General features: G+C 47.8%; 23 protein-coding genes and 1 riboswitch. Of the genes, 7 read left to right on the top strand and 16 right to left on the bottom strand.

What is annotated here, in order from left to right:
• Nucleotides 1–40: 40 nt before the first annotated feature.
• Nucleotides 41–394 (bottom strand): hypothetical protein, encoded by a 354-nt coding sequence (locus HCJ96_RS07490; protein WP_169210430.1) that lies wholly within the window; start codon nucleotides 392–394, stop codon nucleotides 41–43.
• Between the two features lie 123 nt (nucleotides 395–517).
• Nucleotides 518–628: riboswitch (TPP riboswitch) on the top strand.
• A gap of 94 nt (nucleotides 629–722) precedes the next feature.
• Here HCJ96_RS07490 and thiC point away from each other — a divergent pair.
• The 6 genes from thiC to thiH are packed head-to-tail and all read left to right on the top strand — an operon-like array spanning nucleotide 723 to nucleotide 6,941.
• Nucleotides 723–2,606, top strand: coding sequence for a phosphomethylpyrimidine synthase ThiC (thiC, locus tag HCJ96_RS07485; RefSeq protein ID WP_169210429.1), 1,884 nt, complete (start codon nucleotides 723–725; stop codon nucleotides 2,604–2,606).
• Nucleotides 2,606–4,087 carry a thiamine phosphate synthase gene (gene thiE, locus HCJ96_RS07480; protein ID WP_169210428.1) on the top strand — a complete coding sequence of 494 codons (1,482 nt, stop codon included), beginning with the start codon at nucleotides 2,606–2,608 and terminating at the stop codon, nucleotides 4,085–4,087. The genes thiC and thiE overlap by 1 nt, the downstream gene beginning before the upstream one ends.
• Nucleotides 4,077–4,823 carry a HesA/MoeB/ThiF family protein gene (locus tag HCJ96_RS07475; RefSeq protein WP_169210427.1) on the top strand — a complete coding sequence of 249 codons (747 nt, stop codon included), beginning with the start codon at nucleotides 4,077–4,079 and terminating at the stop codon, nucleotides 4,821–4,823. Before thiE ends, HCJ96_RS07475 begins: the two co-directional genes overlap by 11 nt.
• Entirely contained in the window at nucleotides 4,823–5,023 is a 201-nt protein-coding gene (gene thiS / locus HCJ96_RS07470; protein WP_169210426.1) for a sulfur carrier protein ThiS, read from the top strand. The genes HCJ96_RS07475 and thiS overlap by 1 nt, the downstream gene beginning before the upstream one ends.
• Nucleotides 5,024–5,791, top strand: coding sequence for a thiazole synthase (locus tag HCJ96_RS07465; protein WP_169210425.1), 768 nt, complete (start codon nucleotides 5,024–5,026; stop codon nucleotides 5,789–5,791).
• A gap of 34 nt (nucleotides 5,792–5,825) precedes the next feature.
• Nucleotides 5,826–6,941 carry a 2-iminoacetate synthase ThiH gene (gene thiH / locus HCJ96_RS07460; protein ID WP_169210424.1) on the top strand — a complete coding sequence of 372 codons (1,116 nt, stop codon included), beginning with the start codon at nucleotides 5,826–5,828 and terminating at the stop codon, nucleotides 6,939–6,941.
• 60 nt (nucleotides 6,942–7,001) lie between these two features.
• Here the strand turns inward: thiH and HCJ96_RS07455 are convergent, their stop codons facing one another.
• From HCJ96_RS07455 to HCJ96_RS07405, 11 genes are all read right to left on the bottom strand, one after another.
• The gene (locus HCJ96_RS07455) at nucleotides 7,002–7,874 is read right to left on the bottom strand and encodes a hypothetical protein (protein ID WP_169210423.1); all 873 of its coding nucleotides are present in this window, start codon (nucleotides 7,872–7,874) and stop codon (nucleotides 7,002–7,004) included.
• Nucleotides 7,819–8,016: a hypothetical protein gene (locus tag HCJ96_RS07450; protein ID WP_169210422.1), complete on the bottom strand. Its 198-nt coding sequence runs from the start codon at nucleotides 8,014–8,016 to the stop codon at nucleotides 7,819–7,821. The genes HCJ96_RS07455 and HCJ96_RS07450 overlap by 56 nt, the downstream gene beginning before the upstream one ends.
• Nucleotides 8,017–8,194: 178 nt before the next feature.
• On the bottom strand, nucleotides 8,195–8,947 hold the full coding sequence (locus tag HCJ96_RS07445) for an MBL fold metallo-hydrolase (protein WP_169210421.1): 753 nt from the start codon (nucleotides 8,945–8,947) through the stop codon (nucleotides 8,195–8,197).
• A 64-nt stretch (nucleotides 8,948–9,011) separates the two neighbouring features.
• Nucleotides 9,012–10,778, bottom strand: a complete 1,767-nt coding sequence (locus HCJ96_RS16525) for a 2Fe-2S iron-sulfur cluster-binding protein (RefSeq protein ID WP_169210420.1) — start codon at nucleotides 10,776–10,778, stop codon at nucleotides 9,012–9,014.
• Nucleotides 10,765–14,601, bottom strand: a complete 3,837-nt coding sequence (locus HCJ96_RS07435; RefSeq protein WP_169210419.1) for an efflux RND transporter permease subunit — start codon at nucleotides 14,599–14,601, stop codon at nucleotides 10,765–10,767. The genes HCJ96_RS16525 and HCJ96_RS07435 overlap by 14 nt, the downstream gene beginning before the upstream one ends.
• Nucleotides 14,598–16,346 carry an efflux RND transporter periplasmic adaptor subunit gene (locus HCJ96_RS07430; RefSeq protein WP_169210418.1) on the bottom strand — a complete coding sequence of 583 codons (1,749 nt, stop codon included), beginning with the start codon at nucleotides 16,344–16,346 and terminating at the stop codon, nucleotides 14,598–14,600. Before HCJ96_RS07430 ends, HCJ96_RS07435 begins: the two co-directional genes overlap by 4 nt.
• Nucleotides 16,343–17,755, bottom strand: coding sequence for a TolC family protein (locus HCJ96_RS07425; RefSeq protein ID WP_169210417.1), 1,413 nt, complete (start codon nucleotides 17,753–17,755; stop codon nucleotides 16,343–16,345). Before HCJ96_RS07425 ends, HCJ96_RS07430 begins: the two co-directional genes overlap by 4 nt.
• A gap of 84 nt (nucleotides 17,756–17,839) precedes the next feature.
• Nucleotides 17,840–18,232 carry a hypothetical protein gene (locus HCJ96_RS07420; protein WP_169210416.1) on the bottom strand — a complete coding sequence of 131 codons (393 nt, stop codon included), beginning with the start codon at nucleotides 18,230–18,232 and terminating at the stop codon, nucleotides 17,840–17,842.
• 113 nt (nucleotides 18,233–18,345) lie between these two features.
• Nucleotides 18,346–19,239 (bottom strand): hypothetical protein, encoded by an 894-nt coding sequence (locus tag HCJ96_RS07415; protein ID WP_169210415.1) that lies wholly within the window; start codon nucleotides 19,237–19,239, stop codon nucleotides 18,346–18,348.
• Between the two features lie 282 nt (nucleotides 19,240–19,521).
• A complete protein-coding gene (locus tag HCJ96_RS07410) occupies nucleotides 19,522–21,657 on the bottom strand; it encodes a TonB-dependent siderophore receptor (protein ID WP_169210414.1) in 2,136 nt (711 codons plus the stop codon).
• Nucleotides 21,658–21,837: 180 nt separating this feature from the next.
• Nucleotides 21,838–23,034: a putative manganese transporter gene (locus HCJ96_RS07405; protein WP_211162739.1), complete on the bottom strand. Its 1,197-nt coding sequence runs from the start codon at nucleotides 23,032–23,034 to the stop codon at nucleotides 21,838–21,840.
• Between the two features lie 167 nt (nucleotides 23,035–23,201).
• Between HCJ96_RS07405 and HCJ96_RS07400 the strand changes: the two genes are divergently transcribed.
• Nucleotides 23,202–24,011: a ferredoxin--NADP reductase gene (locus HCJ96_RS07400; RefSeq protein WP_169210412.1), complete on the top strand. Its 810-nt coding sequence runs from the start codon at nucleotides 23,202–23,204 to the stop codon at nucleotides 24,009–24,011.
• Between the two features lie 174 nt (nucleotides 24,012–24,185).
• Here the strand turns inward: HCJ96_RS07400 and HCJ96_RS07395 are convergent, their stop codons facing one another.
• The 4 genes from HCJ96_RS07395 to HCJ96_RS07380 all read right to left on the bottom strand — a co-directional run bounded on the left by HCJ96_RS07395 (nucleotide 24,186) and on the right by HCJ96_RS07380 (nucleotide 26,505).
• Nucleotides 24,186–24,398 (bottom strand): hypothetical protein, encoded by a 213-nt coding sequence (locus HCJ96_RS07395; protein WP_169210411.1) that lies wholly within the window; start codon nucleotides 24,396–24,398, stop codon nucleotides 24,186–24,188.
• Nucleotides 24,399–24,578, bottom strand: a complete 180-nt coding sequence (locus HCJ96_RS07390) for a hypothetical protein (RefSeq protein ID WP_169210410.1) — start codon at nucleotides 24,576–24,578, stop codon at nucleotides 24,399–24,401.
• Nucleotides 24,579–24,682: 104 nt separating this feature from the next.
• Complete coding sequence (locus HCJ96_RS07385) at nucleotides 24,683–25,153, bottom strand: host attachment protein (protein ID WP_169210409.1); 471 nt, start codon at nucleotides 25,151–25,153, stop codon at nucleotides 24,683–24,685.
• Nucleotides 25,154–25,521: 368 nt separating this feature from the next.
• Entirely contained in the window at nucleotides 25,522–26,505 is a 984-nt protein-coding gene (locus tag HCJ96_RS07380; RefSeq protein WP_169210408.1) for a THxN family PEP-CTERM protein, read from the bottom strand.
• Between the last annotated feature and the right edge of the window lie 52 nt (nucleotides 26,506–26,557).

Below are 26,557 nucleotides of genomic sequence, written 5' to 3'. Positions count from 1 at the left end.
AAAGCCTGAAAGAGGATCAGGCTTTCTAGCGCACAGTAAATCAGTTCGCCTTGCTTTTTTTAGCCTCTCTCAACTTTTCAACCTGATTTGGCGATAGCTTGATCACGCTGCCAGGGTAAGGTCTGTTCTGCTGGTAATTCCAGTCACGTGGTGTGACTGACTCTGCAAATTCGTTAAACGCGTTGCAGGTTTTTCTACTGGGCTTTTCACCCAACCGTTTTGCATAAGCTTTTAAATATCGGGGGTCCACATTCTCGCTTTTCAACAAGCAATACGTTTCTGTTGAAAACTCTGTAGTATCCCAATCAATATCATTATGACTCCCTGCATAGGTGGTACTCGAAAAAAGCCAGGCGGTACACGCTGCCAAAGCCAATTTGCTATATTTATTCATCTTCTATCCTTTAATTGCACAACAAAAAACTACAGTTAAAGCAATAGCCTATTTACAGCGAATTGCAAATTTCATCTTTACAAAGGTTGATTTTTTTCGCTTAGCATCTTTATACTGAATTAAAACTACTTGTCGGAGTGCTTTGGGCAGTGCACCAAAGCTGAGACCGTGAATACGGGATCCGTTGAACCTGATCAGGCTAATACCTGCGAAGGGAACAAGGTGAATACACAGTTGTGTGGCAAGATCATTGTTGCGCTGTGTATTTTCGTTGATCTTACAACCACTCCTGACAAGCATTCTAACCCAGCAATAAGGCGAAAATGCTATGTCAAACAGACGTGAACAGCGCAAACAAGCGCAATCATTTATCCAGCAGTTAAGTGGGAACGCGTTTCCTAATTCCTCCCGTTATTATGAACCGGGCGATCGTGACGATATTCGCGTGGCTATGCGCCTTATCCACCAAACCGACACGCAACTTGAAGACGGTACTTCAGAACCCAATCCACCGATACCGGTGTATGATACCTCTGGGCCCTATGGCGATCCAAATAGCCAGATTAATGTCTATCAAGGCTTGGCGCCTTTGCGAGAGCAATGGATAGCTGCGCGCTCAGATACGTATGAGCTAACCGAGTCCAATTCGAGCTATACGCAAGCCAGGCAACGAGATATTTCCCTCGACGAGATCAGGTTTGCGCGGCAACGTCCGAGTAGAAAAGCGAGTGAGGGCAAATGTGTTACCCAACTGCATTACGCGCGCAAAGGGATCATCACGCCTGAAATGGAATATATTGCCGTACGTGAAAATATGGGGCGTACACAGATTAAGGATGAGATTTTACTGACTCAGCATGCCGGTAACGACTTCGGTGCCCACCTGCCAGCCCAGATATCGGCCGAATTTGTACGCAATGAAGTTGCCGAAGGGCGCGCTATTATTCCAGCCAATATCAACCACCCTGAATCAGAGCCGATGATTATTGGGCGTAATTTTTTAGTGAAGGTGAATGCCAATATTGGCAATTCAGCGGTGACCTCATCAATAGAAGAAGAGGTGGAAAAACTGGTTTGGTCAACCCGCTGGGGTGCGGATACGGTGATGGACCTTTCTACCGGACGTAATATCCACGAAACCCGCGAATGGTTACTACGTAACTCACCCGTCCCTATTGGAACTGTTCCACTTTACCAGGCGTTGGAGAAGGTGAATGGCGTACCCGAAAAATTAACCTGGGAACTCTTTCGCGATACATTGATTGAGCAAGCCGAACAAGGGGTAGATTATTTCACTATTCATGCTGGATTGCGATTAGCCTACATTCCTCTGACCGCCAAGCGTCTTACCGGCATCGTCTCGCGGGGCGGCGCAATTATGGCAAAATGGTGCCTGAGCCATCACCAAGAAAGCTTTCTGTACACCCACTTCGAAGAAATTTGCCAGATTTGTGCCCGTTACGATGTGTCGCTGAGCCTGGGCGATGCCTTGCGACCTGGCTCTGTTGCCGATGCCAACGACGATGCGCAGTTTGCAGAATTACGTACACTTGGAGAACTTACCCAGATTGCCTGGAAAAGCGATGTGCAGGTGATGATTGAGGGGCCTGGTCATGTTCCCATGCATTTGATCAAAGAAAATATGCAAGAACAGCTAACCCATTGCCACGGTGCGCCTTTCTATACATTGGGCCCGCTTACCACAGATATCGCACCCGGCTATGATCATTTTACCTCAGGTATTGGTGCAGCAATGATTGGCTGGTACGGCTGTGCCATGCTTTGTTACGTTACCCCTAAAGAACATCTGGGCTTGCCGGACAAAGAAGATGTTAAGCAGGGATTAATTGCTTATCGTATTGCCGCTCACGCCGCTGACCTGGCGAAGGGACACCCGGGCGCGCAAATTCGAGACAACGCTATGTCTAAGGCACGCTTCGAATTTCGTTGGGAAGACCAGTTCAATCTTGCACTCGATCCGCATACAGCGCGGTCTTATCATGACCAAACGTTACCTCAGGAATCCAATAAGGTTGCCCACTTTTGTTCAATGTGCGGACCCAAGTTTTGTTCAATGAAATTATCTCAGGAAATCCGCAAAGATGAGGCGCAACAGAAACGGGAAATGAGCTCAGGCATGCAAGCAATGGCAGAGGCATTCAATGCCGGCGGCGCACGTCTATACGTTCCAGCGGTTAAGGAAGACGGATAATGGGCAAACCCGTTACCATGTGGAGTATTGGCGGCCTTGACCCCAGCGGAGCCGCAGGAATCACTCGCGACTGCGTTACCGCCGAACGGCTTGGGGTGCACGTGTGCCCCATTGCCACTATGCTAACTGCACAACCGTTAAGTTCAACCTCCGGCGGCGCCAAAATGAGTGTCTCCGCGGTGAGTCTGGAGATGTTTAAGCAGCAGATAAACAGTCAGCAGACTGAGCCTCCCAACGTAATAAAAATAGGCGCGCTGGCCAATGATGCGCAGATAGATACGCTGATTAATACCCTCATCAAGCTACGCTCACATAACGATGCCTGCAAGGTAGTGATGGACCCCGTATTAAGCACCACCACCGGTTTGCAGCTTTCGTCTTGTACACCGGCTGCAATTTTATCACTGTTACCCTACATTGATGTTATTACGCCAAATATCGAAGAGTTAAGCTGGTTAACTCAGCTAGAGATACACGGCACTGATGAGGCCAAACATGCAGCAACTCACTTATTAGCGGCTGGGGTTAACGCTGTATTGATAAAAGGGGGCCATGCGAACTGGGATAATCAAGCGACAGATTGGTTGATTACTTCCACCGGCGAGCATAGTTTTGCTTCGTTGCGCTACGAAAAAGTTGCCTTACGTGGCACCGGCTGCCGATTAGCCAGTGCACTGGCTGCTGCATTGATAAAAGGCCATACCCTTGACGATGCAGTGTGTTTTGCCAAGAGCACAATGATGCGCAAACTGAATAAACTACAGCCATCGCAGTGCCTTCTAACGTCAAATTCAACGTTTACCCACCTATTGCCTTACGTCGGTCCTGCTCAAATTTCGACATCCGCCATGTTTCCCCCTCTTATAGATAACAATATCGGAATTTACCCTGTGGTAGACAGTGTTGAGTGGATCAAGCGATTGTTACATACTGGAATTAAAGTCATTCAATTAAGAATTAAAGCTCCTGTTAAAAACCTTATGTCGCAGATTAGAGAGGCGGTTGCAGTGACTGAGTGCACGGGTTGTCAGTTGTTCATCAACGACTATTGGCAGGAAGCCATCGCAGCAGGTGCATATGGCGTCCATCTGGGCCAGGAAGATCTCATTGATGCCGACTTATCTACGATTGCCCGCGCGGGTTTACGCTTAGGCGTTTCAACCCATGGTTATGTTGAACTCGCCAGAGTCCTACCAGTGAAGCCGTCTTATATCGCTTTGGGTCACATATTTGCGACCACCACCAAAGTGATGCCGTCTGCCCCGCAGGGAATAGCACGGTTAGTTGAATATAAAAAATACTGCGGCAACATCCCGACCGTTGCTATCGGAGGGATCAATTCAACCAATTTTTCGTCCGTGGTGAATACCGGGGTTAATGGTGTTGCTGTAGTTTCAGCTATTCTAAAAGCGGGTGACCCCATTCAGGCTAGCCATACGTTACAACGCAGATTTATGTCGGAGCAAAACAATGCTGACTAAAGAGATGTATCAACGCTATAGCCGGCAACTGTTAGTTGAGCAGTTTGATGAAACTGCTCAACAGCGCTTACATAACGCCAGTGTGTTAATTATCGGCGCCGGTGGCCTGGGCTGTGCTGCAGCTCAGTATCTGGCCGGCAGTGGTGTTGGTCATTTGTTAATTATGGACCACGATAATGTGGATCTATCCAACCTGCAGCGTCAACCCCTCTATCGGGAAGCTGACGTTGGAAAGAATAAAGCAGAGTCGGCCGCCAGGCAGTTACTGACGTTAAACAGTGAAATAAGAATTTCGCCGCTAGTGTATCAAGCGACACCTGCGCTGCTGGAAGCGCTCATGCCTGTGGTCGATATTATTCTGGATTGCACCGACAATCTGCCGACCCGACTGATGATTAACGAAGCCGCATACTACTTTGACAAGCCTTTATTTATCGGTGCGGCCAGCGGAAATCTCGCTCAATTTATCGCCCTTTCTCCGAGACAACGTCATGGTTGCTACGCGTGTCTATACTCGCCAGACCAACACACCGGAAACAACTGTCTGACCCAGGGGATCCTGGGACCGGTAGTAGCGATCGCGGGTAACTATCAGGCGCTGGCCGCACTGTACTATTTGTCCAACATAAACACACCAGAGTGGGGACAACTGCACGTTTTTGATGGCATGAAAATGCAGTGGAGTCAGTATGCTATCCCTAAACGTGCAAACTGTTCAATATGTGGAGATCGCTAATGACAATTACGGTAAACGGTAAGCTTCTGGATTTTGCTGAACATATCAACGTGGTGTCATTGCTTAAGTATCTGAAAATTAAGCCAACCGGTGTCGCCGTTGCAATTAACAATCAAATAATTTTCAAAGATGACTGGTTATCAGCTTCGTTAAACGACAACGACAATGTTGACGTGTTTCAAGTTGTTGCGGGGGGATAAATGCTAACAATTGCCAATAAATCTTTCTCAAGTCGCCTTTTCACCGGTACCGGAAAATTTCGTTCAGCACAGACGATGTCTGCTGCTATTCAGGCAAGTAAAAGTGAATTAGTGACCCTGGCCATGAAACGCGTGGAGCATGGCAGAAAGGCAGATGAAACCTTGTCTGAGCTTGACCGCCTGCACATCAATCTATTGCCCAATACATCAGGGGCCGTCAGCGCGAAAGAAGCCGTCTATGCGGCACGTCTGGCCCGTGCGGCGCTAGATACTCCCTGGATAAAACTGGAAATTCATCCTGACCAGCGCTATTTGCTACCCGATCCAGTTGAAACCTTATTGGCAGCCGAGCAACTGGTTAAAGAAGGATTTGTGGTATTGCCTTACTGTAGCGCTGATCCCGTGCTGTGCAGACGCCTTGAAGAAGCTGGTTGCGCAGCAGTGATGCCGCTGGCCGCCCCGATTGGTTCTAATCGCGGCTTGCTGACAAAAGACTTTCTGCACATCATCATTGAACAAGCCAGCGTTCCTGTTGTAATTGATGCAGGGATTGGTAAACCCAGTGAAGCGATGGCAGTGATGGAGATGGGGGCTGATGCCGTATTGGTTAACACGGCTATCGCTACCGCGCACGATCCTGTCAATATGGCGGCTCTCTTTGCCCAGGCGGTCAGTACCGGCCGCCGCGCTTATGAAGCAGGTTTGGCGCACTCGCGGCTATCCTCCTCCGCGTCTAGTCCCCTCACACGATTTTTGAATGAAACGTAAGCAATGAAAAAATGGAATTTGAGAAGAGCCTTGCATGCGTGTAGCTGACTATTTAACTCATCTTGACTGGGATGATATCTCTATGCAGATTGCGGCCAAAAACGCCGTGGATGTAAGGTGTGCACTCAGCGCAACCCAGCCCACGCTGGACGACTTTCTAGCCTTGGTGTCGCCAGCAGCAGAACCGTTCATTGAGACGATGGCACAACAATCCGTACAACTTACCCGGGCACGCTTTGGCAATACGATATCGTTTTTTATTCCCCTCTATCTTTCTAATTTATGCGCCAATGAATGCACCTATTGTGGCTTCACGATGAGCAATCGCATAAAGCGAAAAACTCTGAGTCCTGATGAAGTAGCAAGCGAAGCCGTAGCGATTAAAAAAATGGGTATTAACAGCGTGTTAGTGGTTACCGGCGAACATGAGAAAAAAGTGGGAATGGCCTATTTCAGACAAGTCATTCCGTTACTTAAGTCATTTTTTGATTACCTTACCATGGAAGTGCAGCCTCTGAGCACACTAGACTATGCCGAACTAAAGCAGTTAGGCGTGGATGCAATACTGGTTTATCAGGAGACCTATCATGCAAGGCGGTATGGACTCTTTCACCAACGCGGGAATAAAACAGACTTCGACTACCGCTTAGATACCGCCGATAGAATTGGTCAAGCCCAACTGGATAAGATTGGACTCGGTGCACTGTTAGGCTTGTCAGACTGGCGCACTGACAGCGCATTTGTCGCGGCACACGCGCTGGCCATCCAAAAAAAATACTGGCGCAGTCGCGTCTCCATTGCGTTTCCACGCATTCAACCCTGCACAGGCCAAAACGACCCGAATATCACCCGCGGTCCATCGGAAAAACAACTGGTGCAATTAATCTGTGCACATCGCATTCTCAACCCGCAGGCGGAGCTTACCCTATCCACCCGCGAATCGGCTCATTTTCGCAATAACGTCATCCCACTGGGCATTACGCACATTTCAGCCGCTTCACAAACTCAACCGGGGGGCTATAGCAATGCTGAAGAAAACCTCAAACAATTTGAAACCGACGACTCACGCTCAGTTGCAGCGATGGCCACGCAAATTCACCGCTCAGGACTCGATACGGTATTCACGGACTGGCTGCCGGGCTTTTCTTGAGTATACTCCAGCCAGAAAAGCGAAGCTGCCAGCCTGCATTTTTAAAAATGTGCTTACCAATCAGTCACGAGAACGATGGTAAAAATCGTATAGAGAGTTCGCGTTAAAAGAAGGTGATAAATTGTGTTTTATAGCAATCCTACGAATCGATGCCGCCATAAGGCCTATCGTGACAATAGCACACAGACACTGCGCGACAGTTATGATGAATGACTTTTCAAATTCAACAGAGAAATACAAAATAACCTGATTAAGCACACCATGCGCAAGTAACGGGAGCAAGATAAACCATTTATAATTTTTAGTTGTCAGGAAGTAGATCCCTGCGTAAGTTAGATAGAAGTGAACAAATATCCTTAGTATTTGATATCCAGTAAAAATAACGAGTTCGGCCGCAGGCAAATTCCGCTCAAGCTTATCCAGTAAAAGCTCATGCTCAGTGGGTAAACTTTCCTGTAAGAATTGGTACCCTTCACTGAGTGCGCTTAGAATATAAAGCCCTTGGGTTGATGTCTCATAAGCAGCGACGAGCGAGCAAAATGCAAGAGTAGCTTTTCTTACCTGGCGCTGGGAAAGCGTTTCAAATGCTACATAACAAAATAAAACTTTAGCCCCTTCCTCCACAATTGAACGAGAAAAAATGTCTATATATGCATGATTTTGCTCGATGGCGGAAAGATTGAACATTGGCACTGCACTTACCCCAACCATAAAGATGCAAAAAGTAAAAAATGAGAACAGCACTCGCCACCAATTGTTGAGAGCACAATCTTTTAACGCAAAATAATGGGATATTACCAAGCAAGCAAATAGCCATGTTGCAAGGTAAAAATACGTAATGTCCAAGAAGATAAGGGCCGACAACAGCCCTTTCCTATTAAAGACGGTTGTAAGCGGAAATACGGTTAAATCCATAGGTGCTGTTCGCGCCATCGTAGTTCCCTGAATAGGAAAATACTTCATAGGATAGCTCGAAACCAAAGGCCGTTATGTTGCAACAACTGAACGTATAGTCACCAAATTTACCACCGCTTACTTGTTCAAGTTCAGTATGAGAAAGTTCTAAAATTTCCATTTTCATATTCCTTTTCATTTAATAGAGTCAGTTTGTGAGTTTATGCCCACCTAATCAGTATGAACTTAGTTGAAAGGAAAAGAACTGTACCGTACAACTGTTTATTAAGCTGAAGCCAAGTTTTTAATTGGAGATTGTTTTGTGTGAGCAAGTGGGTAATTAGTGCAAAGTTTTCAAGTTAGCGCTTAGAACGTAACTTTCCCATGATCCTGCGTTTAACCGAATACCAGTGGTTTTTAGGAAAGGTCGGTGCCTTTTCCAACATCGCAGCCAGCACGCTGGCAGGATTATCCAACGGCTTTACATGCGCGCAGTACAGAGTGTTCACCTGCATCGCGGCGACTTTTGTCAGTGATTGTTTATACTGGTTGGGATGACAGAGGGGATATGGAGGGACTAACTCACCTTTAACCTTGACCACCAAATCGGCCACATACAGCTGCTTGGTCGGCACGTGCAACACTGAGATGTCATGATTGGTATGACCGGGGGTGTAGAAAATCTGGAAGTCCGAGAATTCAGGTAGCCTATCGCCATCGGTAAGCAGAATATCCGGTTGTAAAAGTGGCGGATACCAAACTTTCCTTTTAGGTTTGCCAAGACGCCCGGCCACCCACCAGGTAAGTGCCACATCTATCGCATGCGCGGTCCTTCCTGCCAGCCCTGCATACCAATTACGCGTGTTTGGGTGCGCGGCAATTTTTGCGCCCGTTAAGGCCCTTAACTTATGCGCACCACCGGCATGATCAGGGTGCATGTGAGTAACCATTATCAATTTCAGATCGGACAAGGGGCGTTTCAGTTCCTGCAGAATAAACCTGCACACTTTTTTCACATCCGCACGGCTACACCCATCAAGCAATAGCAAACCGTGCTCGTCTTCGATGAGGTAAATAAACTGAATGTAGCCGGAAAGCGTATGTAATTTCATGTTAGTGAGTTACTGGAAAAACGGCAGACACGATACCACTTTGCCAGAGGTTAGACCAGATGACCTAGCTCAATTTAGCGGGCTGCCCAAAACTGTCATAAAAGATAGCATTCGAACCGATCCCTTCTTGGGTCAAACGTTCAATGGTTTGCTGCATCATAGTTTGAGGGCCACACAGGTAAAACTGCGCATCGCTGAAGCCTTTGATCTCTGCCTGCGACTTAAACATCACTTCCTGCGCGTAGCCTACCTCACCCGTCCAGTGCATCCCGGGTTGCGATAACACCGGGTAATAATGAAAATTGTTATGGCGACGATGAAGTTCGGTGAATTCCTCTAGATACAACAGGTCATCGTCAGTGCGGGCACCGTAGAAAAAGTACACAGGTTGCTTGTGGTCTTGCGCTAACAACGACTGGATCATTGCTCTGAGTGGCGCCATCCCTGACCCGGCGCCAAGCAACATTTTGGTTCCTGTGTGTTTAGTGTCAATGGCAAATCCTTCAATTGGGCCAAGGGTGCTGACCTCATCACCAGGCGAGAGCTGACAGAGGAAATCTGACCCCACACCGGCCGGAACAATATCGTCTGGCGAGGGATGGTGGCGTACATTAAACACCAGATCCGCGTCTTCACTTGGCGTTGCAATTGAATAGTGGCGGTACGTTTTCGTGTTGGCACCGTTGGTATCGGGAATTTCGAAGCGCAAATGCGCCCCAGCCTGATAAGCCGGTATCGCGTTGTTTACCGGCTCAAATGTAAGCTCCTTGATCACAGGGCTTAGGTACCGTTCAGAACGCAATTTCAATGTATGTCTGGGTAAAGGTTGCTGTAACTCGGGCACGATAACATGATTGAATTTATTGGCTTTATGCTGGCAGGCCAGCCTCCATCCCTGACGCAATTGTTCTGTACTAAGCTGCTCTTTATCCGCTGATGAAATGTCTATCTTTCCATCGGTTTTAACACGACATTTGCCGCAGGTACCGCCTCCTCCACAGGTAGACGGTAATAACATTTCTTGTTGCCATAAACTATCGAAAAGCGAGGCGTCAGCTGACAAGGTCACTTCGTTCTGCTGCTGTACATCCAGTACATCGACCGTGACCTTATGTTGTTTGTCAGTCAAGGTAATGCTCAATTGCCCCTCTCTGAATAGATTCACCGTCCACATCAGGCCCGTCAACGCCAGCCATAGCGTCAATATAGCCAGGATAATAATCTGCAGGTTATTAAAACTGCCCTCATTCGCGTAATCCATGAAGTGCAGCATAAAGAAGAAATCGCGTAAACGTGTATGGTCATCCACATGCCCGGCAATTTGCCCGGTTTGTTGCCGCAGGTAAACGGCGGTATGAATACCGTCACTAAAACTCACCTGCCACACCGGGTTTTTCTCCTTGGGCAGCTCGCTAAGCGGCGGTGACAATTTAACAGCACTGGTCACCTCGCCAGGGCCATTGTATGACGCTTGCGCGAGGCGTTTGGCAAACTGTTCGTCTATCACCACCCTGTCACCCGTCACCGCATTAAACAACTGGTATTGCCCTTTCCAGTACGAGTACAAAGGTTCGCTAAGGGTCACGCGATAGTAGGGGTCGCCCAGTAGATAGATTACGCCCACCCCTTTAATTGGCGCGGTGAGCGGAAGCTGCGCAACGGGGGTAAATGACTGCGTACTCGTTACCACGGGGTTATGGGCACGATAGGTATGTCCGCCCGCCTTGTGGTGGTCCATCAGGTTGAAGTAAAGCCCACTGCCAAGCCAGATGAGCATTTGGATAACCACTAGTAGGGAGACCCATTTGTGAGAAAGCTTAATAAACTTCACGATGTTTCCCAGTTGGGTTTACGAAAATGCGAAATATCACCAGGATCAGACCGGCAATAGCGGCACAGACACCAAGGAAAGCAATAAGAGTTAAAAACAAATTGCTGATATTTTCACCATCGTCGTAGTCCATAATGTGCAAACGCCACATCCAGTCGAACCCCCGCCAGAACGTATGGCGACGGGTGACAACTTCGCCATAGCCCTGACTGACGTAAAGCGTGGGGCTGGCTACATTGTCAAACTCAACCCGCCATACAGGGAGGTGCCGTGAAGACAGTTCTGACGGCGCATTATCAGTGATCAGCGTAATGTTACGAATTTCTCCATCGCCGGTATAAGCAGTTTGCGCAATGGTAGCCGCGTCAGATTGCGTAAGCGATGATAACAACTTCCCATCAATCGCGGATACGGCTACCTTTTCACCTTCATTGGTGAAACGCCAGACTGGCCGCGCCCCTAGCAACCCCAGCCGGAGACTCTGCGCTTCAGGATAAGCCCCTTTAACGTCATTAACGGTAAAGCCCACCAGTGCCGGGTCGACATTTTTTGGTTGGTGGTGGGTTAAGGTATCACCATGAATGTAATCGATATCCATTATGACCATGTAGGTGCCACTGACAGCCCAAAGTACAAACTGGATGCCGACAAATGCCATCAGCCATTTATGCAGGCCACGAGCTTTGCTTACCAGCGATTGACGATGCGTTGGTTTAGGTGCATGCGTATGCTGCTTCCACAGATAGTAAACAGCCGGAAGTACCAGTAAGGTTAAGATTAACGCGCTAAACGTGCCTCCCACCATAGGTGCAGCAATCCGACTCATCACTTCAGAGCCCGCGCCGCCGCCATACATCACCGGGAGTAAGCCAATAATGATGGACAGTGATGTCATCATAACCGGGCGTACACGCAGGCCTGCGCCGTCTTCTATCGCCTGTTTAATTTCATCCTTTGAAGGCATCGCGGTGCGAGTGGTGAGTTCAGCAAAGCTTTGATTGAGGTAGACCAGCATCAAAACACCTATCTCAACGGCGACACCGGCCAGCGCGATAAAGCCCACCCCGACTGCCACCGAAAAGTTAAAGTGTTCGAAATACATTAACCAGATACTGCCTACCAGGGCAAGGGGTAGCGTCCCCATGATGATTGCCACTTCGCTGAAACTGCGAAAATTCAGATAAAGCAAAACAATGATAATGGCTATTGTCAGCGGCACTACGTACTGCAGCTTGGCTTCGGCGCGCTCCATATATTCATATTGACCAGACCAGTTAATGGAATAGCCAGGCGGTAGCTCGATATGCCTGGACACGGCGGCTTTCGCATTTTCCACATAGCTGCCAACGTCCACATTACCGATGTCGACATATACCCAGCCATTGATCCGGGCGTTTTCGCTTTTTATGCCGGGGGGGCCATCTTCAATGTAAATGCGTGCCACATCCCCCAACGCAATTCTTGGTCCATTGGGTGTTACCACAGGTAAGCGAGCCAGCGCTTCTGGCGAATCCCGGTAGTCCTGTGGATAACGCAAATTGACCGGATAGCGTTCAAGCCCCTCAATGGTTTGCGTTACGTTCATGCCGCCAATGGCAGTTGCCACTACTTGTTGAACATCAGCGATATTCAAACCAAACCTCGCGGCCTTTAAACGATCGATGTCTACACGCAAATAGCGCCCACCCGCCACACGCTCGGAATAAACTGACGCGGTCCCCGGCACTTCCATCATTACCTTTTCTAACTGCTGACCAATTGATTGAATAACATCTAATTCAGGCCCGGCCACCTTAATGCCAACGGGTGTTTTGATCCCTGTCGCCAGCATATCGATACGGGTTTTGATCGGCATGACCCAGGCATTGGTTAAGCCTGGAAAGTCCACCAGGGAATCAAACTCCTGTTTCAGGGATTCGGTGGTAACACCTTCACGCCATTCTGAGCGCGGCTTTAGTTGGATAAAGGTTTCTATCATGGTTAACGGTGCAGGGTCGGTTGCGGTCTCAGCCCGCCCCACTTTTCCAAATACCGTCTGCACTTCTGGCACCGTTTTAATCAGTTTATCGGTTTGCTGCAACAGTTCACGGGCCTTGCCGATAGAAATCCCCGGGTAGGTGGTGGGCATGTACATCAAGTCCCCCTCATCCAAATCAGGGATAAACTCGCTACCGATTTTACTCAGTGGCCATGCACTCAGTAACGTGAGCAACAATGCCAGCAGCAGGGTTGTTTTGGGAAAAGCTAATACCGTGCGTAAGGCAGGTTTATACACAGCGATGAGAAAACGGTTAACCGGGTTTTTATGTTCAGCGATCACCTTGCCACGCACAAAGTAGCCCATCAACACGGGCACCAAGGTGATGGCTAACGCGGCTGCCGCTGCCATGGCATAGGTCTTGGTAAACGCTAAAGGCGAAAACATACGCCCTTCCTGCGCTTCCAGGGTGAAAACCGGTAAGAATGAAACGGTGATGATCAATAGCGAGAAAAATAACGCGGGCCCCACCTCACTGGCCGCCTCTGTCACCACCTGCCAGCGATTTTCACGGGTCAGGGGCGTTTTTTCCATATGTTTGTGAAGATTTTCAATCATCACAATGGCGCCGTCTATCATCGCGCCGATAGCAATAGCAATCCCCCCTAAGGACATAATATTGGCGTTGATGCCTTGTAAGTGCATGACAATAAAGGCAGCGAGGATGCCAATGGGCAAGCTGATAACCGCCACTAGCGACGAGCGCACATGGAACAGGAACACCACGCACACCAACATCACCACCACAAACTCTTCAGCCAGTTTGGTCCAAAGGTTGTTTACCGCTTCGCCAATTAAGCCAGAACGGTCGTATACGGTGACAATCTCGACCCCGTCTGGCAAGCCTTTCTTCAGTTGTTGCAGTTTGTCCTTCACACCATCAATGGTGTCCTGCGCATTTTCACCAAAGCGCATTACTACTATGCCGCCAACGGTTTCTCCTTTACCGTTTAATTCAGCAACACCGCGGCGCATTTGCGGGCCAACTGAAACGGTAGCGATATCGCCGATGGTTAAAGGCGTGCCTTGTTCGTTCAAACCTAAGGGAATCGCTTCGATATCGGCAATACTTTGAATATAACCACTTGCGGTGACCATGTATTCGGCTTCGGCCATTTCAATCACCGATGCGCCGGTTTCCTGATTACCCAGTTTAAGTGCAGTTTGCACCAGGTTTAGCGGGATGTTGTAGGCACGTAATTTATCCGGCGAAACCTGAACCTGATATTGCCGCACCATGCCGCCCACCGGGGCCACTTCTGACACGCCCGGAACCGTTTGTAATTCATATTTCAAGAACCAGTCCTGAATACTGCGTAACTGGCTGATGTCGTGCTGGCCGGTTTTATCCACTAACGCATAGAGGTAAACCCAGCCCACGCCGGTGGCATCCGGGCCCAGTTGTGGCCGTGCATTTTCAGGTAATGAAGGTGCGACCTGGCTTAAGTATTCCAGTACGCGACTGCGCGCCCAATAGAGGTCGGTATCGTCATCAAAAATCACGTACACAAAGCTGTCACCAAAAAAGGAGAAGCCGCGAACGGTTTTCGCCCCCGGTACCGATAACATCGCTGTTGTCAGCGGATAGGTCACCTGATCCTGAACGACCTGTGGGGCCTGCCCTGGATAACTGGTTTTGATGATTACCTGCACATCTGATAAATCAGGAATGGCATCCACCGGTGTATTTTTGATTGAATAAATACCACCCAGCACAATAAACAACGTAGCCAGCAAGACAAAAAAACGGTTGGCTACCGACCAGCGTATGACCGCGCCAATCATGATTTCGTCCCGTTGTGGCTGCTCATGTCATGCTGGCGGTGGTCCATTTCCATGGTGTTTTTCGCTTGCATTTCGATGATGACGAAGTCTTCACCGACTTCAAATGTAAAGGAGACTTCCTGCCCCTGTTTAAACTGGGTAAGATCAATTTCATCTGCTGCCACAAAATCCATGGTGGCCGCGGGGCGATCCCATTTTTCGATGGGGCCTCGGCTGATATTCAGCACCCGCGTGGTCAAATCTATTTTATTGATCGTACCTACAACCGTGGCCTGATTAACGTTACTGTCTTTTTCGGTCATAACATGAATACCAGTAACCTGATATTCGTTATTCTGCATCTTGGTTATCTCAAAATGCAGCGTATCCGCTTTCGCCAAAGCGTCTATATCTACGGACTCAGCGACATCGAAGTCCATGGTCATTTCTGGCCAATCCCACTCATCGACAGGTTGATGGGTGATATTCGCCATGCGGTGACCAGTCATCACACTGTTCACCTGACCTTCTGCCCATACAGACGTTACTTGCTCGGCCTGGGACATACGCGCGAAATCGGACGATTTACTTGACTCGGAATCAATTAAAAACTGGGCAGATGTGACCACGCGGTCATTCGCCTTCAGTCCTGACAGAATTTCTACATGTTGTTTATCTGAAAGGCCTGTTTCTACCGCGACTGATTTGAATTGGCCATCTCCCAACGCTACCACCACTCTGGCTTGTTGACCGGTGCGGATCACCGCTGATTTAGGCACATAGGTTACAGCGTTGCCTTTTTCAGCATGAATAGTGACTTGGGCAAACATGTTCGGCTTTAATCGGCGATCGGGATTATTAAACTGCAAGCGCAAGCGCAATGTGCGATTTTTCGCATTTAATGAAGGGTAAACATAGTCCACTTTCCCCTGCCACTGCTGGTCGGGAAAATAATCTACGGTCATCGTCACCGGTAACCCTGACTGAACACTGGCTGCGTCACTTTCAAAAACTTCGGCATCCACCCAGATTTTCTCCAGCTGGCCAATACTCATCAAGGTGGTACCGGGCTGAATATAAAAACCTTCACGAATATTGAGTTCATCAAGCACACCGGATTGGGGTGCATTAAAGGTAACCGTTTGACTGACCTTGCGCGATTTCTCTAATGTTTGTATGAAGTGCTTAGGCAGTTGCAGGGCATGTAATCGTTCACGGGCTGCGTTTAGCAATGAGGTATCAGCCCGTCGCAGCGCAATCAGGAATTCTTCCTGAGCATTCACCAGTTGTGGCGCATAAAGCGTGTATAAAGGTTCACCCGCCTGCACTTCCTCGCCCGCTGCGTCTACGTGTAACTTTTCCACCCAGCCTTCTACCCGGGGATGAATATGCAACAATGAATCTTCCGCGTAGCGAATGTAACCCACAGTGTGAATAACCTTGTCGATCGCCCCTGAAGATACCGGCGCTGTGCGCACCCCCAAATTATTCACCACAGTCGGTGAGATTCGGACCACACCGGGCCCTTCGTCAGCACTGGCAGAGTCTTCTTCATACACGGGTACCAAATCCATGCCCATGGGTGACTTACCCGGCTTATCGCGACGATAATTACTGTCCATTGGCGCTACCCAGTAAAGGGGCTTTTGCTCTGCTGTATCCGCCGCTTCATCCGCCTGCTCAGGTGAGTCGATTACATACATGACGGCTAGACCAATTAGCACGCCTACCGTTGCAGTTATAATGTGGGAGGTAGTTAATTTCATGGCTGTACTCCATCCAGAACCCAGTCAGAGAAATTAGGTGCCAGGTAATAATTCAGCTGAACAATGGTCTTTAATATTTCAACGTCAATTTCCAGCGCAGCAATACGACTGTTTAGCAAGGTGATCCGCGAGCGCACGACTTCAGCAAACTCACCATCATCGTTGGTGTAAGCAGTTAACGTGGCATCGGTTTGTTCTTGCATTTGACTCAGTAACTGTCCGGAATAAAGTGCTTTTCGTTGCATAAGACGGCGTAGCTGCTGACGTAATGAGTTTACATCAGCCATCATTTTTCTTAATAGTAATTGCTGCTCTGTTTTTACCGCCTCAGCCTCAGCAACCGCAGCGGAAACCCCTCTATCCTGGCGGTTTTGCGTAAACAGGGGAACATCAAAACTCACCCCCACCGAAAAAAAGTCGGCGCGGCTCATTGTGTCAGCTGACTCATCGCGCCAGGCGTAACTGGCTTCCACTCCCCATTGCGGTTTGTATTGCTGTTTGGCTACCGCAACCTCTTTATTCGCCACCTGATAGTCAATAGTGAGTGCTCGCAATGCTGGATGGTCATTCAAAATCGATGCGAGGTCTTGCAACGAGAGGTCAAACACTTTGGTGTGTGGAACAGCGAGTGGAATATCCGGCTTATGTAATTGCGCACTGTTGGCTGCCACAGGCATGTCCAGCCACTGACCCAACGCGGCGATAGCCATCTCCTGGCGTTGCTGCTGAATGGTAAGACGATCGCTCAGCTGCACTTTTTCCAGTTCGGCTCTGATTAAATCCTGCTGCCGGGTGGAGCCGATGGCAGACGCATAATTTGCCTTCACTATATCCACCAGTTGGTCAAACAATACGGTATCATTGTCGATAAGCTCGATTGTTTGCACGGCCTGATACCAATCCAACCAGCGCAGACTCACTGCAACCGCGAGCTGCGCTCTGCGTTCGGCGCGTAACTGGGGAAAGCGGCTGGCTTGCAGGCTTAACTGACCTTGTCTCAGCGCAAGGACATCACCACGGGGAAACATCTGACTTACCCCTACCTTCAGTTGCGTCATGGCTTCTTGTGAAAAATCAAATGTATCTACCGGCAGATTCATCATACCAATTGAAACCGATGGATCGGGTAACGTACCGGCAGCAATGCTCTTATCTTTTACGGCCTGCTCACGCAGTTTAGCGCCGGTTAATTTAGCGTCGTTCGCAAGGGCCCGGTCGATCAGAACAGGTAACGCAATCCTGTCATTTTCTGTTTGAGCTACTACCATCGATGAGCTAGACACATAAGCGCCTAATGCAATTAGTTTTATACAGTAGGCGCCGTGGGAAAAGAACGGGATAACGAGGTTTTCCAGGTTAGCCTTACACCACAGCCCTCTGATTGACAGAGAGGTAAACCAATTCGTCATGGGTATATCCATTATTTGTGCAATCAAAACAAAGCGACGAAAAACGCTCGTTTCTTCGTCTGTTAAATTAGATAAAACGAATGGTTAGCTTATTGGAGGACGAAAGAGCGCAGAAGGGAGGGTGCGCGTGGCCGCATTGGTAAAACGATAGGCCTCAGAGCTTTTCGCATGAGCTGGAAGAAACGCGGTATGTACAATAAATTGCGAAATATTTGTGCAAATTTGAATAGTACACGTACATTCTTCTTCGCAACAATTCGCCTCTTCCATGACTTCAGCCACTTTCGCTTGCCCACAGTGGCTATCGTGCTCGCTCATGTCGTGGGGGCGAGTCTGCGAATGGTCGTTTTGGTTGGGCGTCTGCTCTGTGATTAAACTGTCGTGGCTGTGATGAACACCATGCACGCTATATTGCTGTGCCAATGCCTGAAGACTGACAGCTAACAATAATAGAAAAAGGCAGGTATTACGAAACACTTTATTAGCCCAACTGATTAAAACGCAAGGAAAGTATAGCCTGCTTTGCGTTTGATTTACACTGCAGTGTTTCCACTGAAACCCCGCCACCCGGCAATGAGAACAAAAATAAATTACTCCACGCTAATTTTCGAATTTATTGGCTCTTCGAAAAAATCCCTGCGAACCTGTTGAACAAAGGCATGCTGCTTCACTTTGTCAGAGCGTTGGGTGAGCGGATTATCAAGCGTGAATAAGGTTTTATTTTTCATCAATTGCACCGCTTGCTGGTAAAAAGGCTTAGAAGATAATAAGCGATAAACGTCGCCGTCTTTGAACGCTTTTTTCGCCCCGTACTGCAGACGTCTCACCAGTGCCTTGTTGTCTTTTCTCACAAAAAAATACATGAAGCTTGGATAGAATATGGCGTGATGGGGATCAATCACCAGGTTGGGGTGCATCTCTGCCTCAGAAAACACCTCGGTAATAGAACGCGGATATAAGTCAGCCAAACCTCTTTCCACAATGCCAAAACTGGAGGCGTAATCGGCATCATGCACATTAAAGTTGTTCAGTGCCAGCGTGCGGTAATCTGGCCACTCGATACTTTGAATAGTCAGCATTTTCTGTAGTTGAGTTAACCTGAGTTTCCTGGTCAGCGTAGAACTGTTTTGTGCAACGAGAAACACCCGATAGCCAAACAGGCCGCCGGTTAATGGAAAGTATACCGGCCGGTAATTCTGTTCTCTTTCTTTATTGGTAATGCTCCATACCACATGAATCTCGTCATGTTCCAATGCCCGCAATTGGCGTAATCGGTTCATGGGGATCGCCGTTTTCACAATTTGAGCCTCACCGAACTTCGGTTCACTTTTTTCTACAAAAAGCGATAACAATTCAACAAAATAGTCGTATTGATCGGTAGCACCTTCAAGCAGTGTAGGCACCACGATGTTTTCCCTGGCGGACGCAGTAAACGATGAAAAGAGGAGAGAAATGGCCAGCAGCAAAATCCCTGTATTGTTCATATTGCCTAATCCTCACCATATTACGTTTACTTAATATACTGCGGGCTAGCGGGGAAATCGAGCGCAACTCAACATTTACTTACATTAAATACCATTGTGTAATAGATTTTCAGCAGGGTAGTAGCTTGTTATCTGCCCGTGATCGATCGGTGAGCTTCTTCACCACGCCAAATTGGCAATGCATAAGCCTGTTAGTACAAATCGTTGTAACTAACCAACGACCATGTTTTTAAAAACACGGCATCCGCTGGTTCATTGCGGATGCCTATGTCCAGGTGACAACTAGAAATTCCAGCGTAATGTCACGCTATAATCGGTTGGCGAACCAGCGAATGTCTGCTCTAGCAGGAGTGAACCTAAATACTCTTCGTCAAATATATTATCGACATTTAAACTTAATGATAACTGCTCATGAAAGGCGTAACTTATATAACCGCCAACCAAGCCGTAGCTGTCTTGCTCAATGCGCCCAAACGCAGTATCGGCATACACCTCACTTTGCCAGCGAACTGACACACCGGCGTTTACGTCTTCGTTCCATTGCGGTGCATAGTCGGCTAATAACTTGAACGTTTTACGCGGAATATGCGTTCTCGCATCGCCCCCGTCTTCGTCTCTCATGTTCAGCACTGTCAGGCCACCCAGAACAGACCATTCATCATTTAACGGTCCCGAAACCTCCACTTCAAAGCCATTCGATGCCACTGTAACCCCGCGATATAACGCATAGGTGAAATCATCAGAGTAATCTTCGTCATCGACGCCGTCGCCATCGTCATAGCCAAGAAATTCATACAGGTTTTCCTGTTCTGTTCTGAACAAGGCGAAGCTCACCAGGAAGTTATTGTCAAAGCGAGTTTTCACCCCCACTTCGTAACTGCGTCCTTCAGCCGAACCCAGTGGTTGCAAATCTTCGTTCAGGTAATATTGTGGCTGATAGATGTCGCTATAACTTCCATAGAAATTCACGTTATCGATTGCTTCATAGGTAAAGCCAAGATAAGGACTGGTGCCGTCTTCAGTGGTAGAGGTAGATGCGCCCCATGACTCACCTTCGTTTTCATAGTCAATAAAGCTGCCGCCCAGAACCAGATCAAGACGATCAGTAACCGCTAGCTGCATCGCTCCATAATAGCGGTTCAACTGAACGACAGAGAAGCCCGCTTCAATCGGTGCAGCCCACTCTGGCCGGCTTACTTCGTTACCTGTCCAGCCAGGAAATGCGGGCATCACATCGAAGCCACTTAATGCAGCAGAGTCAAGATCACTGGTGTCAGAATCCGCCAGGCTGATGCCCACTATAAAGGTATGCTCTTTGCCCCAGGCGCGGAAATTTCCTTGCAATGTATTATCCCAGATAAGCGTCTCATCTTCGGCTGAAAACTTGCCCGGGTAGCCGAGCAGGCCCAAACCGGTTTCCCGATCGAGTCCTGTGCTCCAATAGGTGTAAAACAACTCGGACTGATCTTCGTAATTGATGTGGTTTAGTTTGCTGGTAAAGTTAAGGTTGTCATTGATAAACCAGCTTACTTCGGCAAAGGCATTGCGATTTAATGTATCCCAATACGTCCAATTCATTGCTGTGGTGGTCGATACAGGAAAATCTGCCTGAGTGCCGTCAGCGTATATTTGCGGAACCGCACCCCACGTGTTGCCCTCAGCATTGTTGTCGTGATGCGAATAACCAAATGTTAAGGTGACCGCGTCACCCAGCTGACCATCAACAACCCCGTAGAAGACGTTGCGGGTATTGCCATATAGATTCAACCAGCTGCCCTTATCCTGATGCACCACCACTGCGCGTGCGGCCCAGGAGCCAGACTCTGTCAGCGGCGTCGAAACATCAGCCACCGCACGCATGTTAGACCAACGGCCATAGGTTAAGTCGATGTTGCCTGCAGATTCGTTCTTTGGACGTTTGCGCACATAGTTAACCGTCCCCGAGGGGTTACCCAGCCCTGTGATCAGGCCATTGGAGCCCCTGATGAATTCTACTCGTTCATAAATGGCGGTATCCATGTCACCGACGAAAATATTGCCGAAAGGAACACCAGACCCATCGACATGCATGCTGGTGATATCGAAACCGCGCGAGTTAAAGTAGGTGCGATCCGTTTCAGTGCGGTCAATGTTGATGCCGGTGACGTGTCTGAACAGGTTATTAATATCGTTTAACTGATAATTAGCGATCGTATCATCTTCGACGATAGACACAGATTGTGGGGTATCATAACTGTCCAGCCCCAACCCCGTAGCGCCAGTGCTTATACGCTGAATGCGGCTCTCGACGATGCGAATAACTTCCACATCATCCTCATTTACTTTACTTGTATCATTGGTCGCAGAGCTTGCTGATTGAGCATGTAAGTTTAACGCCAACACAATGGGCGATAACGCAAAAATCTTTTGCATGGTCATAGTGTTCTCTAGAGTTTGTGTGTTTAAAGCGGGAACATTATATATAACGGGCATCACTTTTCAAATGATAATTATTATTATTTGCATTATCTATCAAGCAACCCTGTACCATCATCTCCAGGTTCGATATTCTGCTTAATACGATGTTTTACGTGTGATGATGTGGGGCGTAAACGGGGATTAAATTTCAAACAAAAGGTAGTAGCCGTACCCTACAACAAAGGCCGGTATAGCGGAATAAAGAGTGGCCAGTAAAGCTGCCTTAGGTGCAAGTGCAATGGCCGGAAACAGCGCATCACCATCATTGCTGATAGCATTCCCCAATTGTGCGGAGAACGGAAGCGCACCGTTTAAATATAAAGTGGTGACAACAATTTGGGGCCCACAGCCAGGCACAAAGCCGATCACTACAGCCATTGCTACGACCCAACCCCCTAGTGAGTTGAATACAGAAACCAAATCGAGCTCCAGCCACAGCAATGCCAGTTCAAAACATAAAAAAGCCACCACTACCCAGGCCAGTACAAATTGAGTGTCCAGTGCCGCCTTTTTGTACCAATGAACGGGCGGGTTTACCTTCTCTTCACTCATAATCTCGCAGTAAGCAGCGCCAGAACTGGTTAACGACCACAATATGGCACAACTCAACGCCAGTGAAGCGCCAATGAGCGCGAGAGAAGAGGGCTTTATATTCAGTAAGGCGGCTACGTCCACTTGAAACGCCATAAGTACTGCGAGAATTAATGATGGCAGCCATACTAGCGTCCAAAAATGGGTTGATATACTGCTGATTTTATTATGAAAAACACTTCCTTTGTGACAGGTTTCATCAGCAAAACCGGGCTGCTGATTTTGTGAAGTGAGTGCGGGCTGATAGTTATGCAAGCGATTTACCACCCACCCTGTTAAGGTGCCGATAACGACACCAATTAACATCACTGTGAGACCATCAACAGGCGACTGGGTAAGCAGTAAAAATGCCGCATCCCCCATGGTGCTGGTTAATACCGCAACTACCGCCCCGAAACTGCTGACCCCTTTGGTGTACTGGGTAACAACAATTATTGCCCCCCCACATCCCGGAAGTGCACCTAACATTGCTGCCACACCTACTTCGAATATTGGTCGCTCATGCATAAACCGTTTTATCCGCTCCGGAGCGATACGCAGCGTCACCATATAGTAAAGTGCCAATGATACGTAAACGAAAACAGCAACCTGAAAGTATGCATCTGCTAATACCTGCAGTGTTACTTCGCGACTGGATGGCAGCCACAGCAAGATAACCAGGGCTATAGGCAAACAAAACCGCTTGTTAATCAACCAATGTCGACTCTCTTCGGCGTCGTTTTGCGCAGAGATAGGAGAATTTTTCATGTTGACGTCCATACTTTGACAGAGCGGTGATGATATTGATAATTGTTATCATTATCAAACAATTTGCTGTATAGTTAGCGTCTGATTTAATACATGCGTGAAAACATAGCGAACAGATCAGTTGATTTTACATGCGCTGATTTAGTGAAGAAATTTGGAGTTATGCAATGAGAAACCTGACCAGTGCAACCGTTACTGAAGTACATCACTGGAACGATACATTATTTAGCTTTAAAACTAAGCGCGAACCTTCGTTTCGATTTGAAAGCGGACAGTTTGTGATGATTGGATTAGAAGTTGATGGACGCCCCCTACTGCGCGCCTACAGTATCGCCAGTGCCAATTATGCAGATGAGCTTGAATTTTTCAGCATCAAAGTACCTGACGGTGCACTGACCTCCAGGCTTCAGCATATCAAACCGGGATGCAGTGTCATGCACTCGGTCAGACCCGCAGGAACTTTGGTTCCCGGCCATTTACTGCCCGGCAAGCGTTTATATTTACTTGCTACTGGAACAGGGCTGGCACCGTTTATGAGTGTTGTGCGTGACCCGCTGATTTACGAACAGTATGAAAAAATTATTCTGGTTCATGGTACCCGCTGGGTGTCAGAACTTACCTACCAAGATGAACTGCTTGAACAGCTCCCTAACAACCCCTACTTTGGTGAGGAAGTTTCGCAGAAGCTGATTTATTACCCTACCGTCACCCGTGAAGATTATCTGTTCTCCTCTGACCCAGAGCGAAGTGCGCCCAGACTGCATAAAGGACGCATTACCACATTGCTGGATTCCGGAGATCTGACCGATTCCATCGGCCAACCTGCTCTGAACCCGGAAACCGACCGGTTTATGTTGTGTGGTAATGATGCGATGTTAACTGATTTGAGCGATATGCTGGTGTCAAAGGGGTTCAGTAAAGCAACGTCAAGAATGCAGGGCCACTTTGTTGTCGAGCAGGCGTTTCTGGAAAAATAATTAGCATCGATAGCGGGCACTCAGTCAGGCTTGATGCATTTGGCTACTCGCCAATGCAAGAGAGTGCAATCAAACTCTGATATGGAATGTTGATTGTCACCCGGAAAACCAATCCCTGTCTTAGAGACCTGTAACGTGCCCCTGCCCACGCGCTTTACAAGTCATGAATGATGTCTAACTGCGCAGACGCGGACTGGCTGAAACCAGAGCTTCCATGGTCAAATCGTGAGCGACACCTATTGACGTAACCGCCTGTAGCAGTCTTCTTGTGCGTGTAGCTATAGCCTGCTGGTAATCGAAGCGTTCGAGTACTTCATAAGCCTGCGCCAATAAACAATTTAGCGAATGAATTTTATCAATTAACTGAGAATTGTCATTTTCTTCCAACTATAACAGTATCGCCGCAATATCAAACGCGCATCCAAGATATGGGATGGATTCGGTAAAGTGCCATTCGTCAAACAGTATTACACCCTGCAATTCGTCACGATGAAGAAGGTGAATTGTGTGTTGAGGATTATTATAATTCCAGTTTCCGTGTTTTGGACACAAGTAAGATAGTTGCATAGTGTCGTCCTCCTGAAACTCACCTTAGAGGACATTACCAACCTATACAGAAAACAATGTTATTATTTTTACTGGTGCGCTAACTTGAAGCGCACCAGTACGGGTTAGTGAGCGCGAAGGGAGGCAGATGGACTGTCGGCTTCTTTTAGATAATTTAACCAAGTCGATTCGTCAGCGTGAAGGACATCCTTAGTAACGGTAGTCCCCACAATTTTCTCAAGCTGATCATTCATTTTTTTGCGAATTTTGCCGAGAAAAGCAGGCTCTGCAATGAAATCAATATGATAAATTTTTTCAGAGCAGCGTTTTTTATCCAGCCAATCCACTACTGACGCTGAAAATTCGTCGGCCTCATGCTCGGCAGCATCCTTCCGACTCATAGTATCGACGCCAGGAACCTGAGCACTAGGAGCAGAAATTGACCCGGGCCGATCTGTGACGATATCGCTGTCCGATTTACGCCCGTCGCGATTATTAAGCACGGTGACAGGCTCCAGTTCAGTGGCATTATTTCTGATCTGAAATATCTTTGCTTCACTTCGATTTGCAACTACCAGATAAGACTTACCGATCATAATTACTCCTCATGTTAAGCGTAAAAATTAAGTGTAGTTAAACAAACAAAATCAGCCACTTTTCTACCGCCAGGTTACGCTATCTTCATCTTTGGCGAAATTAGCTAACGATGTATTTCGTTTGTCGGTTTCAATTCACAGCATGGTGTGAGCACGCATTATTGCGTTAATATTATTACCATTTGAACCTAGGCCACGATCACAGTTGACGTCTGCTTGAGTCTGCACAATGGTAATTAAATTTTAACAGTGGGTATGAGCGAGGCAGGCGACATCTAATTATTTATCTAAACGAATGAGTATTAATTCAACGTTTAAAACAAAAAGGCCGCTCATGTGAGCGGCCTTCAGAATCTTACTTAACTATATTACTTGGCTTTTCTGCGTGTGAAGCCAGAAAGAGCTAGTAGACTTGCAGCGAAGATAGCCAGAGTTGATGGTTCTGGTGCGTCGATTGCGCGCACTGCGAACTCAGCATTCAACACGTTAACGCCTCTTTCACTGGTAGCAAAACCAAGGCCATCAAACGCAACATCAAGACCACTTAAACGGGTGATAAGCTCGTAATCTCTGTGGTACATGCTTGCATCTACGCCCGTAACTTTAAACTTAACCGAGAAATCAATGAAATCCGGGCCGGCAGCAAGTATATTTAAACCACTGGCGCCGCCTTCAAATCCAATCACCTGAAACAAGTCGGAACAACCTTTTTCATTTACAGAACCGGGAGTACCTGCAGTAGGGCCGAATGGGCATGTTCCATCACCTTCTACACCACGGTTTGGCGTTTCCCAGAAATCAACCAGGAAAGACAGTTCAGGAGCATTAACCTGAAGACCTTCAGGCATAGTAGCTTGTAAACGCAAGCCATCCTGAATGGTTACGGTATCAAGAAACTGACCAGTGATTGGGAAGTTCTCATGACGTATCGCTGTACCCTGTTTAAAGGCACCAGTGTAATCACCGTCGATTGCAACAGTTTGCACGTTGCCTTGAGGTGCACCATCATTGATATCTTCAAAAACACCATTCTCGTTCCACGATTGCGTAGATTCGCTAGTGACCTGAGAATTAATGCTAAGACAGCTTTGTTGAGTTGAGTTACCAACCGGGTCACCCCAACATAGGTTATCTGGCAGAGAGCCACCAGAAAGAATTGACGTACCGCCATCGGCGCTGTCACCTGATAAGGTTGGCTCATTGGTGGCATTCGCAGGTTTGTTTGTCGCTGTAAAATTAGCAAAACCGGCTTCGTTGATGAACGACCATTCTTGGATTATCATTGGATCTGCATAAACCGACGCACTGGTAGAAACGACGATTGCTGCTGCAATTGCTTTAATTGATTTCATACTTCTTACTACCTACTAACCTGAAATTATTACAAAAATTTAACTCGCCTAG

It is taken from the genome of Alteromonas ponticola, assembly GCF_012911815.1.
GTDB classification, from domain to species: domain Bacteria; phylum Pseudomonadota; class Gammaproteobacteria; order Enterobacterales; family Alteromonadaceae; genus Alteromonas; species Alteromonas ponticola.
Note: the sequence above shows the minus strand (reverse complement) of the source record. Positions and strands in the feature narration are given on the sequence as shown.

What these genes read in the sequence shown, in the direction of transcription:
- thiS (WP_169210426.1), top strand. Translation starts at nt 4,823, where the DNA reads ATGACAATTACGGTAAACGGTAAGCTTCTGGATTTTGCTGAACATATC.
- HCJ96_RS07410 (WP_169210414.1), bottom strand. Translation starts at nt 21,657, where the DNA reads ATGACCATGCAAAAGATTTTTGCGTTATCGCCCATTGTGTTGGCGTTA.
- HCJ96_RS07455 (WP_169210423.1), bottom strand. Translation starts at nt 7,874, where the DNA reads ATGGCGCGAACAGCACCTATGGATTTAACCGTATTTCCGCTTACAACC.
- thiH (WP_169210424.1), top strand. Translation starts at nt 5,826, where the DNA reads ATGCGTGTAGCTGACTATTTAACTCATCTTGACTGGGATGATATCTCT.
- HCJ96_RS07490 (WP_169210430.1), bottom strand. Translation starts at nt 394, where the DNA reads ATGAATAAATATAGCAAATTGGCTTTGGCAGCGTGTACCGCCTGGCTT.
- HCJ96_RS07380 (WP_169210408.1), bottom strand. Translation starts at nt 26,505, where the DNA reads ATGAAATCAATTAAAGCAATTGCAGCAGCAATCGTCGTTTCTACCAGT.
- HCJ96_RS07450 (WP_169210422.1), bottom strand. Translation starts at nt 8,016, where the DNA reads ATGGAAATTTTAGAACTTTCTCATACTGAACTTGAACAAGTAAGCGGT.
- HCJ96_RS07425 (WP_169210417.1), bottom strand. Translation starts at nt 17,755, where the DNA reads ATGACGAATTGGTTTACCTCTCTGTCAATCAGAGGGCTGTGGTGTAAG.
- thiC (WP_169210429.1), top strand. Translation starts at nt 723, where the DNA reads ATGTCAAACAGACGTGAACAGCGCAAACAAGCGCAATCATTTATCCAG.
- HCJ96_RS07385 (WP_169210409.1), bottom strand. Translation starts at nt 25,153, where the DNA reads ATGATCGGTAAGTCTTATCTGGTAGTTGCAAATCGAAGTGAAGCAAAG.
- HCJ96_RS07475 (WP_169210427.1), top strand. Translation starts at nt 4,077, where the DNA reads ATGCTGACTAAAGAGATGTATCAACGCTATAGCCGGCAACTGTTAGTT.
- HCJ96_RS07465 (WP_169210425.1), top strand. Translation starts at nt 5,024, where the DNA reads ATGCTAACAATTGCCAATAAATCTTTCTCAAGTCGCCTTTTCACCGGT.
- HCJ96_RS07445 (WP_169210421.1), bottom strand. Translation starts at nt 8,947, where the DNA reads ATGAAATTACATACGCTTTCCGGCTACATTCAGTTTATTTACCTCATC.
- HCJ96_RS07435 (WP_169210419.1), bottom strand. Translation starts at nt 14,601, where the DNA reads ATGATTGGCGCGGTCATACGCTGGTCGGTAGCCAACCGTTTTTTTGTC.
- thiE (WP_169210428.1), top strand. Translation starts at nt 2,606, where the DNA reads ATGGGCAAACCCGTTACCATGTGGAGTATTGGCGGCCTTGACCCCAGC.
- HCJ96_RS07415 (WP_169210415.1), bottom strand. Translation starts at nt 19,239, where the DNA reads ATGAACAATACAGGGATTTTGCTGCTGGCCATTTCTCTCCTCTTTTCA.
- HCJ96_RS07400 (WP_169210412.1), top strand. Translation starts at nt 23,202, where the DNA reads ATGAGAAACCTGACCAGTGCAACCGTTACTGAAGTACATCACTGGAAC.
- HCJ96_RS07405 (WP_211162739.1), bottom strand. Translation starts at nt 23,034, where the DNA reads ATGAAAAATTCTCCTATCTCTGCGCAAAACGACGCCGAAGAGAGTCGA.
- HCJ96_RS07430 (WP_169210418.1), bottom strand. Translation starts at nt 16,346, where the DNA reads ATGAAATTAACTACCTCCCACATTATAACTGCAACGGTAGGCGTGCTA.
- HCJ96_RS07390 (WP_169210410.1), bottom strand. Translation starts at nt 24,578, where the DNA reads ATGCAACTATCTTACTTGTGTCCAAAACACGGAAACTGGAATTATAAT.